Here is a 14,487-nt window from a genome sequence, read left to right as displayed (position 1 = left end):
TTCTGTATTGGTCACTACTTAGCTAGAGCTCTGCCTGACGTCGGCGGAACCAGAGTGCGCCCCCACCAAGCATCAGCAAGATGACTGCCAAGCCGATTGGGACCAGCAGTTGGGCGCCGGTGCGCGGCAAGGCTTCATCCGTTCGCTCAGCCGCCGGTGTCGTCTGGCTGCCGCCAGCAGGGGTCGACCCTTCCGATGCAGTTTCGGTTGCAATCGCACTCGGTTCAGTTGACGGGGTCCGGTGCGGTATCCGCGTCAGGTGCACCAACCTTAACGATCCAAGCCTCAGCTTGTTGATCTGGGCCGCATTCCCCCCTCGTGAGAGAATATGAGGATGCTCATTCTCTTCTCTGTTGTTCTAGCCCTGATCGGTTTTTTGTTCAAAGTCGCACAGCGAGGATTGACTAACGGCACGCTGGGACCAGCGTCGAGGCTCGGGTTACGCACCGCTACGACCACCTCGAGTAATGCAGTGTGGCGTCAGGCTCATGTGGCGGCCGAGAAGGAATACAGCTTGATCTGGAAGACCGCGTTCAGCGCAGCTGCGCTACTGTTCTTCATTGGGTTTTTCTTTTTCAATCATCAAGACTTGCTTTGGCCGAGCCTGCTCTTCGGCGCAGCCCTCGTTGCTGTGATTGTCAGCTACTTTCGGGCCCGCGCAGCAGCGGATAGAAAAGTAGCGGAGTTCTCGTCATGATCCTGCTTCTTCCTGCCGTTGTCTTGGTCTTGGCCGGCGCGAGCGTTCACTACGTCACGAGGCGCATTGCCCAAGATCGAATCGGGCTCAACTCATTGCTGGGCATTCGAACTAAATACACGATGGCTAGCGAGCAGGCGTGGCGGGCCGGACACCAAGCAGCCCAGGGGCTACTGCGGCTTCTCGGCATGGTCTTCTACGTGGCCGCGGCTGGCGTTTTCGCGGTTCTGGTTCTGGATCAGTTCAGTGTGCTGGATCTTTCGGAGGATGCCCGAGATCTCACGGTGGGCCTCTGGGTCGTAGCGTGTTGCATTGTGGCGGTCATCGTAGTGTTATGTGCTGCAAGGGCCGCTAACGCCGCGGCCCGGCCCTTCGTCAACGCGAAGGACCGGGCTCACTGATATTGGTTGGGCTCTCAGAGACGCTAGTCGATCTGGAGTTCGCCCATCTTGTCCCAGCCGTTGCCGTCGACCTGGCGGGAGATGATGTCCGGGGTTTTCACCAGCAGCGGCCGCATGGTTTCGATGCCTTGTTTGAAGTGTTCGCTTTCCACGTGCGCGGCTGCGCCCTCGTCCGTGAATCCTTCCGAGAGCAGGAAGACGTTTGGTTCATCCGTAGAGCGGTACCACTCGAACCACAGGTTCCCTTCTTCCGCCCGGCAAGCTTCGGTGTAGTCCTTGACTTGGTCTAGGAAAGTATCGAGATGAGCATCTTTGACGGTCATTTTCGCGTTGATAAAGATCATGTCTCTAGCCTAGGGGCTTTGAGCCGTTGACGACCAGATCATAGGAATCCTCGATCAGGTCCTTCAGCAACCTTTCGGTCAGCGTCCCTTCAACGACCATCAACACGGTACTCCAGTGCGTTTTGTTCATGTGGTACCCGCCGGTGATCTGCCAGTGCGCCGCCCGGAGGTGTTCGCTCAGATGGGGTTCGGCTTTGAGGTTCACGGCCACGGTTTCAGGCGAAAGTCCTTCTGGCAGGCTGCGACGTACGGCAGCGGGCACCGTTTCCCAGTGCAGGGCAAACATCTTTCGACTGGTTTTGTCTCGGTAGACCGTGGTCTGCGGCCCGAAGGGGTGATCAATCATGACCGAGGGGAACCGCAGGCACCAGCGGCGCACCGTTTCGGCAGAAATAAGCTGACTGATCATGTGATCAAGATTAGAGTAAGAGCATGGACATGCAGAAGAGGGCGCAAGTAAAGCAAGGTGTGGACAAGGCAAAAGGCACGGCAAACAAGGGCGCTGATGTTGCCGAGCAGGTGACGGATAGTCCGTGGTTCCGCAGAGCCGCTCGGGCCGGGTATATCGCCAACGGCGTTATTCACTTGGTGCTGGGTGTGATCGCGTGGAATCTTGCTTTCGGTGGTGGCGGGGAGCAAGCCGACCAGTCCGGTGCTGTGCGCACGCTGTCCGAACAGCCTTTCGGGATGGTGCTCATCTGGTTCTGCATGTTGGGTGCCTTCATGTTGGGCTTGTGGCATGTTTCTGAAGCGATCTTCGCCGCCATGGGCAGGACCACGAAAGACAAGTCTGACCGTGCCAAGGAAACGGTCAAAGGTGCTGGCAAGGCCATCGCGTTCTTCGCCATTGCCTCGACCTGTATTACTTTCGCTTTCGGCGGGGACAAAGATTCCGGTGACGAGGCACAGTCTCTGACCGCAACGCTGATGAGCAATCCTGCCGGGGCGATCCTGCTCTACGCCATTGGTGCCGGGTTGGTCATCGCCGGTGGTTTCTACGTGTATAAGGGTGTCTCGAAGAAGTTTGAGGAGGACCTGAAAGCAACCAGCCGTAAGGAGATCTCTAAGGCTATTACGGTGACCGGCGTGATTGGTCACGCCGCCAAGGGCTTGGTCTTGGCGGCTGTAGGGTTGTTGTTCATTGTCGCGACGGCGAAGAATAACCCGGAGGAGTCTACCGGTATTGATGGTGCGTTGAAGGCCATGTTGGATCAGCCATTTGGTCAGCCATTGCTTGCAGCGGTCGGAGCGGGTCTGGTGCTATTCGGGATTTACCTGTTCATGCGTTCCGCCTACGACCGGATGGACTAACAGTTTCTCGCTGTCGAAAACATTGGAGCCTGTCCCACAAATGGGGAACAGGCTCCAAAAGTTTTTGGGGCGCTTTTGCCCGGTTTAGTTAGCGGTCCAGTGTGGGCCTTCGACGGAGTAGCGCCGGTTCTTCAGCACTGGCAGGAAGCCACGGACTTCGGTAACCCGTTGCGGGTCGATGTCTGCGGTGGCGACGCCTTCTTCTTCATCTTCAAGCCCGGCCAGGTCCAAGCCCATTGGGTCCAAGATGACCGAGTAGCCGATGGTTCGGGAGGATCGGGTTCCGGCGGCGGCCACGTAGCAGGTGTTTTCGATCGCGCGGGCGGCCAAGATGGTCTGCCAATGGAAGAGCTTGTGGTCGCCGGCGAACCAGGCGCTCGGCACCAGAATCAGTTCGGCGCCCTTGTTCACCAGGTCGCGTGCCAGTTCTGGGAAACGCAGATCGTAGCAGGTCATGACCCCGATCTTGACCCCGCGGTACTCGAATACCACGGTGTCTTCGTTCCCCGGCTTGATCTTGTCTGATTCCCGGTAGGAGAATGCGTCGAACAGGTGCAGCTTCCGGTAGGTGTTGACCACCGCACCGGTGTCGTCCACGACAACGAGGGTGTTGTACGGACGTTCCTCACCGGAGGATTCGTAGCCGCCTGCCACAATGGCGACCTTGGCGTTGGCGGCCAGCAGGGAGAGTTCCTTGACGAAGGTCGTCCAGTAGTCATCGACCGCCTCGGACAAGGAACCGGTGATGCGGTTGAGCGCGAACATCGACTCTTCAGGGAAAACCACCAGTTCGGCGCCGTCGGCTACCGCCTCGGAAACGAGGTTGCCCATGGTGGAGATGTTTTCGTGTACATCCCCGCTGGGGCGGAACTGTGCTACCGAAACCTTCATGGTTTACTCCTCAATCAGGTCGCGAATCAGGATGACCTGGTCACGGTCCGGACCAACACCGATACCGGAGAACCGGCACCCGCTCATGGCTTCAAGAGCGAGCACATAGTCTTTCGCGTTCTGCGGCAGATCGTCAATACTGCGGGCACCGGAGATGTCCTCGGTCCAGCCCGGGAAGTATTCGTAGATCGGCTTGGCGTGGTGGAACTCGGTCTGGGTCATCGGCATTTCATCGTGCCGTTCACCGTCAACCTCATAGGCGACACAGACCGGGATCTGTTCGATGCCGGTCAGCACGTCCAGTTTGGTGAGGAAGTAGTCGGTGAAACCGTTGATGCGGGAAGCCTGGCGGGCCATGACGGCGTCGTACCAGCCGGTGCGGCGTGGGCGGCCAGTGTTGACACCGAATTCGCCGCCGACGGTGCGCAAGCGTTCACCCATGTCATCGAACAGCTCGGTTGGGAACGGCCCGGCACCCACGCGGGTGGTGTAAGCCTTGATAATGCCGATGGAGCGGGTGATGCGGGTCGGGCCAATGCCGGATCCGACGGAGGCGCCGCCGGCGGTCGGGTTGGATGAGGTCACGAACGGGTAGGTGCCGTGGTCCACGTCCAGGAAGGTGGCCTGGCCGCCTTCCATGAGAACGACCTTGCCTTCGTCGAGGGCGTCATTGAGCAGGCGGGTGCTGTCCACGACCATTGGGCGCAGCCGGTCCGCGTAGAAGAGGAAGTACTCGGCGATCTCGTCGACTTCCACCGAGCGACGGTTGTACAGTTTCACCAGAAGTTCGTTCTTCTGGCGCAGGGCGCCTTCGATCTTCTGGCGCAGGATGGACTCGTCAAAAATGTCTTGGACGCGGATGCCCAGACGTCCGACCTTGTCGATGTAGGACGGCCCGATACCGCGGCCGGTCGTGCCGATGGCACGCTTACCCAAGAAGCGTTCGGTGACCTTGTCCATCGTCTGGTGGTACGGGGCAACCAGGTGTGCGTTGGCAGAGACACGCAAGCGGGAGGTGTCCGCGCCACGGGCTTCGAGGCCGTCGATCTCTTCGAAGAGTGCTTCGAGGTTGACGACGACACCGTTGCCGATCACCGGCACGGAGTTTTCCGACAGGATGCCGGCCGGGAGCAATTTGAGTTCAAACTTTTCGCCGTTGACAACCACGGTGTGACCGGCGTTGTTGCCGCCGTTGGGTTTGACGACGTAGTCGACCCGCGATCCGAGCAGGTCGGTAGCTTTACCTTTGCCTTCGTCGCCCCACTGGGCTCCGACGATTACAATCGCTGGCATGAAGTCCTCTCTACGGGCACGCCGCACCACACAAAACAATGGCGGCAACCCTGAGCTTTCAAGCAAATGCCCCTGCTGCCGCAGCCAGATCGCGCGGTCAACCTCAGGGGCCTAACAGGCCAATTCTACAGTATTAGTACTTACCTTGCTCAATGAGTTCTGCCGCTGCAGGGTCCGAATCGTGCAGGAACTGTTTGATGCGGGCCACCTCTTCGCTCTCACCGATCGCGGCAGCGGCCCGGCCCAGGGAGTACAGGGCACGCAGGAAACCCCGGTTGGGTTCATGGCTGAACGGAACTGGCCCGGTGCCTTTCCACCCAGCGCCGCGCAGGGCGTCCAAACCCCGGTGGTAACCGACCCGGGAGAAGGCATAGGACTCGATGGTGCGGCCTTCTTCCCACGCCTCTTCAGCGAGCATCGCCCAAGCCAGCGAGCTGGTCGGGAACGCCTTGGCCAGATCTTCGGCTTCATCACCGGCCTGGTAGCGAGCGTTGAACTCTTCGTCTTCTGGCAGCAGTGTCGGCTTCATTTCCATCAGATTCCGGCCGATCATGGATTCCACGGTAGAGCTCACTTCTTTCTTCGCGGTGGACAGTGGCGCCTCAGCACCACGGATTTCATATGTAGTCTATCTAGCGCCGGTGACAACGCTGCGGCGCAACCGAATCATCCGGAGGGCAACCACGAGCGCCAGCCCGCCAAGGGCAACCGCTGTCCCCATGCCTTGCCCCAACCAGACAACGGCCACGGCCCAAGCAGCCGCCGGCAGGAATCCGCGCAACGACCACAGCACCCAGTTCACCGCTGAGGCATCTCCAAGGGGTGTGATCACCGGCGTGAAGACACCCACCGGGGTGGTGGCTGAACCAGCCAGCAGGAACATCGTCAGGACCGCGAGCGCCAGCGCACTCCTCAACCCCACAGACGGAACCGGCTCGCCGAATAATCCGATGATCAAGCTCGGTACAACAAACACCGCAGCGCACAGCAGTCCTGGCGGCAGCGCATGGCCGAGCAGCGACGCGAAAACTTGTGGGCGTTCTTGCCCGTCTCCGGAAAGTGCCGTGATACGGGTGGACAGGCTCTGCCCCAACGCTGTCAGCACATACCCGAGAATGGCGGCAACGAGAGCGGCGATAAGAACGTTGTTCTGGGCCCACGCAATGCTCGCGCCAAGGATTGTCACCGCCACCAGTAGCGCAAGCGTGCGGTACGGGGTACGCAGCAGTGTTAGCCATGCGGCCCAGCTTCCTTGACCTAACGCGTTTCGTGGTGGCGCGATGCGCAAACCACGGAACCGTTTGGGTACGCGGTACATCACCGCGGTTGCCACATCCGTGTTCTGGGTAAAGAGCCCGCTGAGCAAGACTTTGCGGCGCTGCGTGATTTCATCCAGATGCCCGAACTGAATTGTGGCCAAGAGCGATGGCACCGCAGCCGTGAGCATCAGCCCTCCCAGCAGTAGAACCCACGCTGCGAGGGCAAGGAACTCCAGCAGCACTGTATCGGCAAGCAGCCCTGTGGCAGCTAGCCCCAGCCCAATCAGCAGGGGCGCAAGCCTGCCGACATAGTTGGTCTTCGCTTGGATGAGCAGCGAGCAAGCTGCGGTTGTCAGACCTGCCCCTGCCCCGAGGATGATCAGGAGGAACAACAAGTTCTGGGGCGGCTCGCCGCGGCTGCTTGCGGCAAGGATGCCTCCCAGCAAAGCACCTAGGCCTGCCGCCACCCCAACGACGATGAACGTACGCGTTGTCAGCGCTGCCTTTGTCCCCGCACCACGGATCAGGAAAAAGAACTCCCGGTGTCCCGTGTACGGCAATGCGAGCGGCAGCGGTAGCAGGCCTGCAGCGACGATACTCGCTCCGGCAACTACGACCCCAGCCTGTGCTGCCTCAGTGGCACTCCAGTCAAAGATTTCCAGAACGCCAGCAACGGAGAACAATCCCGGCAGGCCCCAGAATAATCCGAGAATTCCCACCAGATACACGACATAGAGCCGATCCTTCAGGCGGAAAGCGTGACGGTTGAGGTAGCGCCGAGTGGCCCGAACCGAGAAGTCACTCATAGTTGCAATACCGTATCGGCGACCGCCTCAACAAGCTCAGTATCGTGACTGGCCATGAGGACGGCGGCCCCTAGCTCGCGTTGCTTGTTGAGTAGTGTCGCCAGAACTTGGCGGCGGCGGGTATCCAACCGCTGTTCCGGTTCATCCAAGATGAGCACCTTGGCCGGTCGCAACAGGGCGAGGCTGAGCGAGACCAGCTGACGTTCTCCGGAGGAAAGCTCCTCAATGAAGCTGTCTAGAATCGGTTCCATGCCGAAGCCCTCGACGAGAGGCCGAGCAGCAGACTCTTCTAGCGACCAGCTGGCCGCAACCAACCCTAAGTGTTCTTGGACGGTCATGTTCTCGTAGAACGGGGTCGATCCCAGCGCCAAGGACAAGTCGGTGTTCTTTACTCCGTCCCAGCGAAACGTGCCCGCCGTGGGTTGGAGTTTGCCTGTGACGATCCGCAGAAGGGTTGTTTTTCCGGATCCGTTCGGACCAGTCAGGGCAACGCAGCGACCAGCATGCAGCGTGAAGCTGGCAGGGGCGAGCAAGTGTTTTCGTCCGAGCGTGAGCTCAAGCCCGTCAACGTGCAGTAGCGCTTCCGAATCATTGTCCATATGTCATTCAGGCTAACGCTGCTGGACTAGGTTTCTCCTCATCCGCAAGGCTCACTTCTTTGCAGTGAATGACTGTCAGAAATGAGTTCTGGACGAGGAAAGCCCCGGCCCAGATCGTGGTGATCCTGGCCGGGGCTTTCCAGAAGCTGGATCAGTCGTGCTTACTTCAGTGCACGGCCTGCGGAACCGAGCTGCTGGCAAGCTTCCACGACGCGTGCTGCCATGGACGCTTCAGCGGCCGCGCCCCAGGTACGTGGGTCGTAGGCCTTCTTGTTGCCGACTTCACCGTCGATCTTCAGCACTTCGTCGTACTTGGTCAGCATGTGATCAACCACCGGACGGGTGAACGCGTACTGGGTATCAGTATCGATGTTCATCTTGATGGTGCCGTAGGAGACAGCGTCGGCGATTTCCTGTGCGGAAGAGCCGGAGCCACCGTGGAAGACCAAGTCGAACGGCTTGTCCTTGCCATACTTAGCACCAACAGCGTCCTGAATTTCCTTCAGAATTTCTGGGCGCAGCTTCACGTTGCCTGGCTTGTAGACACCGTGGACGTTACCGAAAGTCAGCGCGGTGATGTAGCGGCCGTGCTCGCCAAGACCGAGTGCTTCCACTGTTGCCATGCCGTCTTCGACGGTGGTGTAGAGCTTGTCGTTGATCTCGTGAGCGATACCGTCTTCTTCGCCGCCAACAACGCCGATCTCAACTTCAAGGATCATCTTGGCAGCGTGCATGCGTGGCAGCAGGTCGCGAGCAATCTTGAGGTTGTCTTCCAATGTTTCAGCGGACCCGTCCCACATGTGGGAGTTGAACAATGGGTCCCGGCCGGCCTTGACCTCTTCCTCGGAAGCAGCCAGCAGCGGCAATACCCAGCCATCCAGCTGATCCTTCGGGCAGTGGTCGGTGTGCAGTGCGATCGTCACATCGTAGTTCTTGGCCACTTCACGGGCGAAGGCGACGAAAGCGCGGGAGCCGGCAACACGGTCCTTGATGTTCGGGCCGGAGAAGTACTGGGCGCCACCGGTGGACACCTGGATGATGCCGTCAGAGCCTGCCTCTGCGAAACCCCGGATAGCCGCGTTCAGCGTCTGGGATGAGGTGACGTTCACCGCTGGGAAAGCGTACCCGCCAGCCTTGGCGGAATCGATCATCTCGGCGTACTTATCTGGGGTTGCGATAGGCATTAAGGCTCCTTGCCAATGTCAGGGAAAAGATAGCTCTTACTGACCACCATCCTAGCTGAGAACGAGTCCCGATCTACGGCCGAGCTCTTTATCTTGTCGTAACCTGCCACTAAAGTTGTATGAACATCAATCAGTACGCGAAGTTTTGGAGGTCGTCATGAACAAGCCAGTTCCACGGCCGCCAGCCCAGCGTTACCGCAGCGCCGCGGATGAAGCGTACTCACGCTCAGGTTTCGCCGTCCACGTGCACACCCACAGCAACAAGACGCACTACTCCCTGATACATCACCGCGGACAGTTGCTCTTGGCCGAGTATGCCGATGATCTCACCGAAAAAAGCCAGGCCCGTGCTCACCGCGAGTTAGCCAACCGCATTCAATCCACCTTGCAGCGCTGGGGTGCCCGCGGGATTCTGCGGACCCTGCCGGTGTTGACCACCGACCGTTCACTCTCCCGGGAGCTCGACCGCGCAGGATACCGTGTCTTCGAGTTCGCACCCTCCCCCGCCGCCAGTTCCCGCGCCTCCGCTCTCGCCTCCCAATGGTGTGCACGGTTGTACCAGCACATGGTGATTTCCACGGACGCGTCAAAGCGTTTTGGTTCCAAGGTTGTTGGCCACGGTTGGGTGGCCGAATTTGCTTCCGGTCTGGAACCGGTAGCTGGGACCGCTTCAAGCTACGCTCCTGACGTGCTGACTGCCGAACTTCGCAGCATCCGATTCGCCTTGCGCTATGCCATTGAGAAACAGGACGCGCTGCCACTGCGTCAAACCTCAGTGTTGATCCGTTCTGACTCGTTGCACGCCGTGAAACTGTTGACCGGTCGGGCACAGAATCTGCCGACCCCATCCGTTGAAGCCAAGATCGAATTACAAAAAATCCGCACCCAGCTGCATCATTGCCGTGCCAAGTTCATGTGGGTCCGCTCCCACAACGGGGACCGGATGAATGAGCTGGCGGACCGGCTCGCCATGCTGGCTCGACGCAACCGGGAATGCAACGTCGACCCTGACACACAACAGCTGTTCCTCGCTGAAATCACCCGTGAATTGGTGGCCTAAACCAGCACGGCAAGGCGGACACGGCTAGGGTAAGAATATGGCAGCTGCTCCCCAGTCCCCTGATCACCCGCACCTTGACCTCATGACCCGGATGTATACGGCCGGTCAGAGTTTGGCCGTGATCGGTTCACACTTTGATCTGCCGCAAGAACGCATCCGCGCGCTGCTGGTGAAAGCCCACGGTGATTTAGAGTCGCTGCGTCCAGAGACAGCTGAGACCATGGTCGTGAGCGCTCCCGCGTTCACCGAAGCAGATGTCGCCGCGGCCCAAGCCGCCATTGACGACTGCGGTGAACTCATTCAACAACTCTGCGCAGCCGGGTACTGCGTTGAAGAAACCATTTTCCGCGTGCGTGCCTTCTTCCCGACACACTCGGCGGCCGCACTGCGTCTAGCCATCAACACCTCCCGGCTACATTTCGCTGAACCGCGCACGGCCCTGTTCACCAAGGAGGGGCTCATCGCGGGACTGCTTTTGGTATTCGCAACCAAGAATTCACTAACGAGTTCCCCCAGCGACGCAGCCACCGCACTACCTTTCTCTCAGTTGGCCGAGGTGCAGCATGTTCTGCAGAGTGCCAACGCGAATGACGACACCCAGCGCTTGGTCTTGACCCGCATCCACGCGGCCGCACAATACCTTACCGAGCACCCCGACTCGTCGCTGGGCGGAACTGAATATGATCTGGTCCGCGAGCAGCTGGTCGCGGAGCTCTCACTGATCATCGAGCGCGGCGCAACCGCGTGGCCGCCAACCCGTCAAACCGTGGCAGATCGCTTCGGTGGTTGGAATGAAGCCGTCGCCGCGGCAGGCTTCAAAGTCAGCAAGCTGGGACGCAGCCGTGGCCTGCTACGTTTCAGCGAAGAAGACTACGCCGACGTTATGGCCAACTATGTGGCGGATATGGGCCGGCACGGCCAAAAGCCATCCTTCGCCTCATTCACCGCCTGGTGCAAAGAACAAAAGGCAGCAGGCAAGTCCTACCCTTCCCCGGCCGCGGTGCGGGACTTTTTCGGGGGCTGGTCCGCAGCCCTACGCTCCGTGGAGGCCGCCCAAGACGGGCAGCAGAGTGTCTGGAATCTTCCCGATCTGGGCTGACTACGCGCTGGGGCGCTGACCGAACACGTGCCGTCTGATCCAGGCGTGCATGGCGATCCCGGCCGCAGATGCCGCGTTGATCGAGCGGGTGGAGCCAAACTGTTCAATGCTCAAGGTCGCTTCCGCTGCCGCGTGCACCTCTTGAGAGAGCCCCGGACCTTCTTGGCCGAAGACCAGCACACAGTCCCGCGGTAAGTCATACGTCTCCAGTGGCACTGAATCCGGGAAGATGTCTACCCCAATGACGGTCAGGCCATTGTCTTTGGCCCAGTTCACGAATTCTTCCACCGTGGGGTGGTGGCGAACATGCTGGTAGCGATCGGTGACCATGGCCCCGCGTCGGTTCCACCTGCGCCGGCCGATGATGTGGACCTCTTTGGCTAGAAACGCGTTGGCGGTTCGAACCACGGTGCCGATGTTCAGATCGTGCTGCCAATTCTCGATAGCCACGTGGAAGTTGTGTCGGCGAGTGTCGAGTTCGGCAACGATCGCCTCATGTTTCCAGTACCGATAGTGATCGAGCACGTTCCGGCGGTCACCATTGGCGAGTAACTCCTCATCCCAGTGGTCCCCTTCAGGCCAGGGTCCCTGCCACGGGCCGACGCCCACCTCATCCTCAACGGAGGTTGCGGATGGTGTTACTTCTGGTTCATCGATAGCTGCCACCCCTTTAGTTTAGGGTCTGCAAGAATGGTAAGCGTGACGATCATTGAAAACGCTATCTACGTTGATGGCCACCGCGCTTACGCCCCGTTGACGCTTCAGGAGACCCTAGACACGCTCGATTCATCCGGTGGGATGGCGTGGATTGGCCTTTATCGTCCCGACGAGGCGGAGCTCAATGAGGTCGCCGAGGAACTTCGTCTCCATGAGCTCTCGGTTGAGGACGCTCTTTCCGGTCAGCAGCGCGCCAAAATTGAACGCTACGATGATTCGCACTTCATCGTGTTGCTACCGGCCCGCTACCTCGATGCCGAAGAGATCATCGAATTCGGGGAGCTGTCCATTTTCGTGGGCGAAAACTATGTGGTCACGGTCCGTCACGCCGAAGACTTTGATGTTTCCAACGTCCGCCAAGAACTCGAGCTTCACCCGGAAGAACTGGCTAAAGGGCCGGATGCAGTCGTCCATGCACTCATCGACCGAGTGGTGGATGATTACTTCCCGGTGATGGACGGGCTCGAAAATGATGTTCACGAAATTGAAGACCAGCTCTTCTCCGGCGAAACCAATGTCTCCCGGCGCATCTACCAGCTGTCCCGTGAAGTGATCCAGTTCCAAAACGCCCTCGCGCCAATCCCTACCCTGCTCTCCCGGCTGGGGTTCGAGCTGCGGGAAGGTCAAGAGCACGAAGGCGATGACAATATTGAACTCCAACGTCAGCTACGTGATGTCAACGACCACGCGTTGCAATTATTGGAACGTATTCGTGGGCTACGAGCCACCTTAGAGAACGCCCTCTCGCTCGCTTCCACCCTGGTCAGCGCCCAGTTGGCTGAACAGGGTGTGAAGCAGAACGAACAGATGAAGAAGATCTCTTCCTGGGCTGCGATCATTTTCGCGCCCCAGTTGATCGGCTCCATCTACGGCATGAACTTTGACAACATGCCTGAGTTACATTGGGCGTTGGGGTATCCCTTCGCGATCTTCTTGATGCTCTGCGTTGGATTTGGTCTGTTCTTGACCTTCAAACGCAACGACTGGTTGTAGCTAAATGATCTGCTCGCCACGTTCGCGAGCTTCTCTCAGCTCCTTGAAAAAAGCGCGCGCGATGATGAACAGCACACCGGCAACGATGACCGGCCACATCAAAACGTACACGGTGAGGAAAAAGGTCGTCATTTACTTACCTTCCTGAGTCGGAACAAGGTCATCTTCGGTGCGGGTATCGAAATCGCCGGTGCGTTCCTTGATCACGCCGAAGTCGAACGTGGCGCCGGAGCGGACGGACATAGCCCAGCACACGACAGTGGAAACGGCGTAGGCGACCAGTGAACCGGACAGCACTGCGTATTCGTGGAGGAAACCGATGGTGAACGGTGCAGCGATCACGGTGGAGACGATGCCGGTAATCATGGCTGGACGTCGGCCAAAGAAGCCAAAGGCCATCAAGCCCAACACAACGCCGATACCAATGGTGGACAAGATATCCGTGGCGATGCCGATCGGGGTGGTCATTTCGATCCAGCCGAAACGAACCGGCAGGAAGATGGCCATTGCGGCGATCACCGAAACAGTGAAAGCTGCGTTGGTGACCTTCTCCCAGTAGAACGACGCAATCACGGGAAACACTAAGGTGCCCCACAGTGCCCCCACGAAGACGAGCAAGTCAAGAATATTGAATTGTGCCGTGGCAAAGTACAAACCAGCAGCCATCGCTACCACCATGGTGACGCGGCCGACCAGCAGCATGGTTTTCGGGTTGGCTTTCTTCCGACCAGCAACGTTTTGGCCGTAAACATCCGCCATCATGATGGCAGAGAGTGCAGAGAGGTCACTGTCCGCGGTCGAAGACAGCGAACCGATGATCATGATGAAGAACAGTGCCAACAGGATCGGGCTCAAGTAGGTGGCGGCCATCTGCGGGATCAAGTTGTTGACATCCCCTTCAAGCGGGGTGATGCCTAGGTACAGAGCCATCACGCCGAGCATACCGATACCGATGATGGTGGCACCGTAACCAAAAGTTGCGGTCACGAAAGTTGGTTTGATCAGATCCTTGCGCACCGCAAACAGGCGCTGGGCGATGGTCTGGTTACCAATCGCGTATGCCAGAACTGCCGCAACATACGGCGCACCCTGGTTCAGGAACGCTTCAGAGGAGAAGAAGTTGGACTGCTGTGGGGTCAAGTTGGCGGCACCGGCTTCAAACATCGACGGCCCGCCGGCGGCAAAGAAAATCACCGGAATGATAATGATCACGGCGCCCAGCATGGCCATCACCTGAGCAAAGTCTGTCAGGACGGAAGCCCGGAATCCGCTCCACAGGGTGTAGAGCAAAATACCGCCGGCGATGATCAAGATACCGGCTTGGAAGCTCAGCGGGGAAAGCAGGTGAATGAGCGCGCCGCCGGCAATCAGGTTCGAGGTCAAGGAAATGACCGAGCCCAAAATGTTGGATCCGGCCAGCATCAACTGGCTCGAGCGGCCGTGCCGAGCGAACATGACTTCAGCAATGGTGTGGGCTCGCGGGGCAACCTCACGGATGCGGCGGCCGAACGGGTAGATCAACAGAATCATCAACGCGCCCCACAATCCGTAGTGGATAGGACCGGAGATTCCGTACTGGTAGCCGGAGGTAGCAGAGGCATACATGGAGGATGCCCAGATCCAGGTGGCCGTCATGGACGCCGCAGAAATACCGAAACCAATCTTGTTTCCAGCAGTCATGTAGCTGTCAGCGTTTTCGCGTTTCTTACTGATGCGCCAAGATATGAATAGTGTTCCGCCATAGAACACCAACATCAGGAGCAACAACACCGGGGTGCCAAGTTGGGCTAAATCAGCCAAATCTCACTCACTTTCAGACCAAGTTCACTCAAA

General features: G+C 58.8%; 18 protein-coding genes. 6 read left to right on the top strand and 12 right to left on the bottom strand.

Features of this window, described 5'->3' with window-relative positions; all coding sequences use genetic code 11:
- Positions 1 to 22 precede the first annotated feature (22 nt).
- Complete coding sequence (locus ACFFFR_RS07135) at positions 23 to 130, bottom strand: LPXTG cell wall anchor domain-containing protein (protein WP_377459113.1); 108 nt, start codon at positions 128 to 130, stop codon at positions 23 to 25.
- A gap of 204 nt (positions 131 to 334) precedes the next feature.
- Between ACFFFR_RS07135 and ACFFFR_RS07130 the strand changes: the two genes are divergently transcribed.
- Together ACFFFR_RS07130 and ACFFFR_RS07125 are read left to right on the top strand one after the other, a co-directional pair.
- On the top strand, positions 335 to 697 hold the full coding sequence (locus ACFFFR_RS07130) for a hypothetical protein (RefSeq protein ID WP_377459111.1): 363 nt from the start codon (positions 335 to 337) through the stop codon (positions 695 to 697).
- Entirely contained in the window at positions 694 to 1,098 is a 405-nt protein-coding gene (locus ACFFFR_RS07125) for an SdpI family protein (RefSeq protein WP_377459109.1), read from the top strand. The genes ACFFFR_RS07130 and ACFFFR_RS07125 overlap by 4 nt, the downstream gene beginning before the upstream one ends.
- Positions 1,099 to 1,121: 23 nt before the next feature.
- Here ACFFFR_RS07125 and ACFFFR_RS07120 read toward each other — a convergent pair whose 3' ends face one another.
- On the bottom strand, positions 1,122 to 1,442 hold the full coding sequence (locus ACFFFR_RS07120; protein ID WP_377459107.1) for a putative quinol monooxygenase: 321 nt from the start codon (positions 1,440 to 1,442) through the stop codon (positions 1,122 to 1,124).
- Between the two features lie 4 nt (positions 1,443 to 1,446).
- The gene (locus ACFFFR_RS07115) at positions 1,447 to 1,851 is read right to left on the bottom strand and encodes an MmcQ/YjbR family DNA-binding protein (RefSeq protein ID WP_377459106.1); all 405 of its coding nucleotides are present in this window, start codon (positions 1,849 to 1,851) and stop codon (positions 1,447 to 1,449) included.
- Between the two features lie 29 nt (positions 1,852 to 1,880).
- Here ACFFFR_RS07115 and ACFFFR_RS07110 point away from each other — a divergent pair, with 29 nt between their 5' ends.
- Entirely contained in the window at positions 1,881 to 2,753 is an 873-nt protein-coding gene (locus tag ACFFFR_RS07110; RefSeq protein WP_377459104.1) for a DUF1206 domain-containing protein, read from the top strand.
- A gap of 84 nt (positions 2,754 to 2,837) precedes the next feature.
- On the opposite strand, the gene ACFFFR_RS07105 is transcribed toward ACFFFR_RS07110, so the two are convergent.
- From ACFFFR_RS07105 to fbaA, 6 genes are all read right to left on the bottom strand, one after another.
- Positions 2,838 to 3,644, bottom strand: coding sequence for a carbon-nitrogen hydrolase family protein (locus ACFFFR_RS07105; protein WP_377459102.1), 807 nt, complete (start codon positions 3,642 to 3,644; stop codon positions 2,838 to 2,840).
- Between the two features lie 3 nt (positions 3,645 to 3,647).
- Positions 3,648 to 4,937, bottom strand: a complete 1,290-nt coding sequence (locus ACFFFR_RS07100) for an adenylosuccinate synthase (RefSeq protein WP_377459100.1) — start codon at positions 4,935 to 4,937, stop codon at positions 3,648 to 3,650.
- 133 nt (positions 4,938 to 5,070) lie between these two features.
- Positions 5,071 to 5,490, bottom strand: coding sequence for a DUF3151 domain-containing protein (locus ACFFFR_RS07095; protein WP_377459381.1), 420 nt, complete (start codon positions 5,488 to 5,490; stop codon positions 5,071 to 5,073).
- Positions 5,491 to 5,565: 75 nt separating this feature from the next.
- On the bottom strand, positions 5,566 to 7,002 hold the full coding sequence (locus tag ACFFFR_RS07090) for a hypothetical protein (protein WP_377459098.1): 1,437 nt from the start codon (positions 7,000 to 7,002) through the stop codon (positions 5,566 to 5,568).
- Positions 6,999 to 7,601 carry an ABC transporter ATP-binding protein gene (locus ACFFFR_RS07085; RefSeq protein ID WP_377459096.1) on the bottom strand — a complete coding sequence of 201 codons (603 nt, stop codon included), beginning with the start codon at positions 7,599 to 7,601 and terminating at the stop codon, positions 6,999 to 7,001. The genes ACFFFR_RS07090 and ACFFFR_RS07085 overlap by 4 nt, the downstream gene beginning before the upstream one ends.
- A 161-nt stretch (positions 7,602 to 7,762) precedes the next feature.
- Positions 7,763 to 8,785, bottom strand: a complete 1,023-nt coding sequence (gene fbaA, locus ACFFFR_RS07080) for a class II fructose-bisphosphate aldolase (protein ID WP_377459094.1) — start codon at positions 8,783 to 8,785, stop codon at positions 7,763 to 7,765.
- A gap of 157 nt (positions 8,786 to 8,942) precedes the next feature.
- Between fbaA and ACFFFR_RS07075 the strand changes: the two genes are divergently transcribed.
- Both ACFFFR_RS07075 and ACFFFR_RS07070 read left to right on the top strand, forming a co-directional pair.
- Entirely contained in the window at positions 8,943 to 9,845 is a 903-nt protein-coding gene (locus ACFFFR_RS07075; RefSeq protein WP_377459093.1) for a ribonuclease HI, read from the top strand.
- A 37-nt stretch (positions 9,846 to 9,882) separates the two neighbouring features.
- Entirely contained in the window at positions 9,883 to 10,944 is a 1,062-nt protein-coding gene (locus ACFFFR_RS07070) for a hypothetical protein (protein WP_377459091.1), read from the top strand.
- Here the strand turns inward: ACFFFR_RS07070 and ACFFFR_RS07065 are convergent, their stop codons facing one another.
- Positions 10,945 to 11,610, bottom strand: a complete 666-nt coding sequence (locus ACFFFR_RS07065) for a TrmH family RNA methyltransferase (protein WP_377459089.1) — start codon at positions 11,608 to 11,610, stop codon at positions 10,945 to 10,947.
- 33 nt (positions 11,611 to 11,643) lie between these two features.
- On the opposite strand from ACFFFR_RS07065, the gene ACFFFR_RS07060 reads away from it, so the two are divergent.
- Entirely contained in the window at positions 11,644 to 12,654 is a 1,011-nt protein-coding gene (locus tag ACFFFR_RS07060) for a magnesium and cobalt transport protein CorA (RefSeq protein ID WP_377459087.1), read from the top strand.
- On the opposite strand, the gene ACFFFR_RS07055 is transcribed toward ACFFFR_RS07060, so the two are convergent.
- Positions 12,655 to 12,786: a putative transporter small subunit gene (locus ACFFFR_RS07055; protein ID WP_377459085.1), complete on the bottom strand. Its 132-nt coding sequence runs from the start codon at positions 12,784 to 12,786 to the stop codon at positions 12,655 to 12,657.
- A complete protein-coding gene (locus ACFFFR_RS07050) occupies positions 12,787 to 14,409 on the bottom strand; it encodes a sodium:solute symporter family protein (RefSeq protein WP_377459380.1) in 1,623 nt (540 codons plus the stop codon).
- Positions 14,410 to 14,487: the final 78 nt, after the last annotated feature.

Source organism: Micrococcoides hystricis, assembly GCF_042434215.1.
GTDB classification, from domain to species: domain Bacteria; phylum Actinomycetota; class Actinomycetes; order Actinomycetales; family Micrococcaceae; genus Micrococcoides; species Micrococcoides hystricis.
Note: the sequence above shows the minus strand (reverse complement) of the source record. Positions and strands in the feature narration are given on the sequence as shown.

Bases quoted from the DNA above. Each gene is read 5' to 3' on its own strand.
- ACFFFR_RS07130 (WP_377459111.1), top strand. From the start codon at position 335: ATGCTCATTCTCTTCTCTGTTGTTCTAGCCCTGATCGGTTTTTTGTTC.
- ACFFFR_RS07125 (WP_377459109.1), top strand. From the start codon at position 694: ATGATCCTGCTTCTTCCTGCCGTTGTCTTGGTCTTGGCCGGCGCGAGC.
- ACFFFR_RS07120 (WP_377459107.1), bottom strand. From the start codon at position 1,442: ATGATCTTTATCAACGCGAAAATGACCGTCAAAGATGCTCATCTCGAT.
- ACFFFR_RS07115 (WP_377459106.1), bottom strand. From the start codon at position 1,851: ATGATCAGTCAGCTTATTTCTGCCGAAACGGTGCGCCGCTGGTGCCTG.
- ACFFFR_RS07110 (WP_377459104.1), top strand. From the start codon at position 1,881: ATGCAGAAGAGGGCGCAAGTAAAGCAAGGTGTGGACAAGGCAAAAGGC.
- ACFFFR_RS07105 (WP_377459102.1), bottom strand. From the start codon at position 3,644: ATGAAGGTTTCGGTAGCACAGTTCCGCCCCAGCGGGGATGTACACGAA.
- ACFFFR_RS07100 (WP_377459100.1), bottom strand. From the start codon at position 4,937: ATGCCAGCGATTGTAATCGTCGGAGCCCAGTGGGGCGACGAAGGCAAA.
- ACFFFR_RS07095 (WP_377459381.1), bottom strand. From the start codon at position 5,490: ATGATCGGCCGGAATCTGATGGAAATGAAGCCGACACTGCTGCCAGAA.
- ACFFFR_RS07090 (WP_377459098.1), bottom strand. From the start codon at position 7,002: ATGAGTGACTTCTCGGTTCGGGCCACTCGGCGCTACCTCAACCGTCAC.
- ACFFFR_RS07085 (WP_377459096.1), bottom strand. From the start codon at position 7,601: ATGGACAATGATTCGGAAGCGCTACTGCACGTTGACGGGCTTGAGCTC.
- fbaA (WP_377459094.1), bottom strand. From the start codon at position 8,785: ATGCCTATCGCAACCCCAGATAAGTACGCCGAGATGATCGATTCCGCC.
- ACFFFR_RS07075 (WP_377459093.1), top strand. From the start codon at position 8,943: ATGAACAAGCCAGTTCCACGGCCGCCAGCCCAGCGTTACCGCAGCGCC.
- ACFFFR_RS07070 (WP_377459091.1), top strand. From the start codon at position 9,883: ATGGCAGCTGCTCCCCAGTCCCCTGATCACCCGCACCTTGACCTCATG.
- ACFFFR_RS07055 (WP_377459085.1), bottom strand. From the start codon at position 12,786: ATGACGACCTTTTTCCTCACCGTGTACGTTTTGATGTGGCCGGTCATC.
- ACFFFR_RS07050 (WP_377459380.1), bottom strand. From the start codon at position 14,409: ATGTTGGTGTTCTATGGCGGAACACTATTCATATCTTGGCGCATCAGT.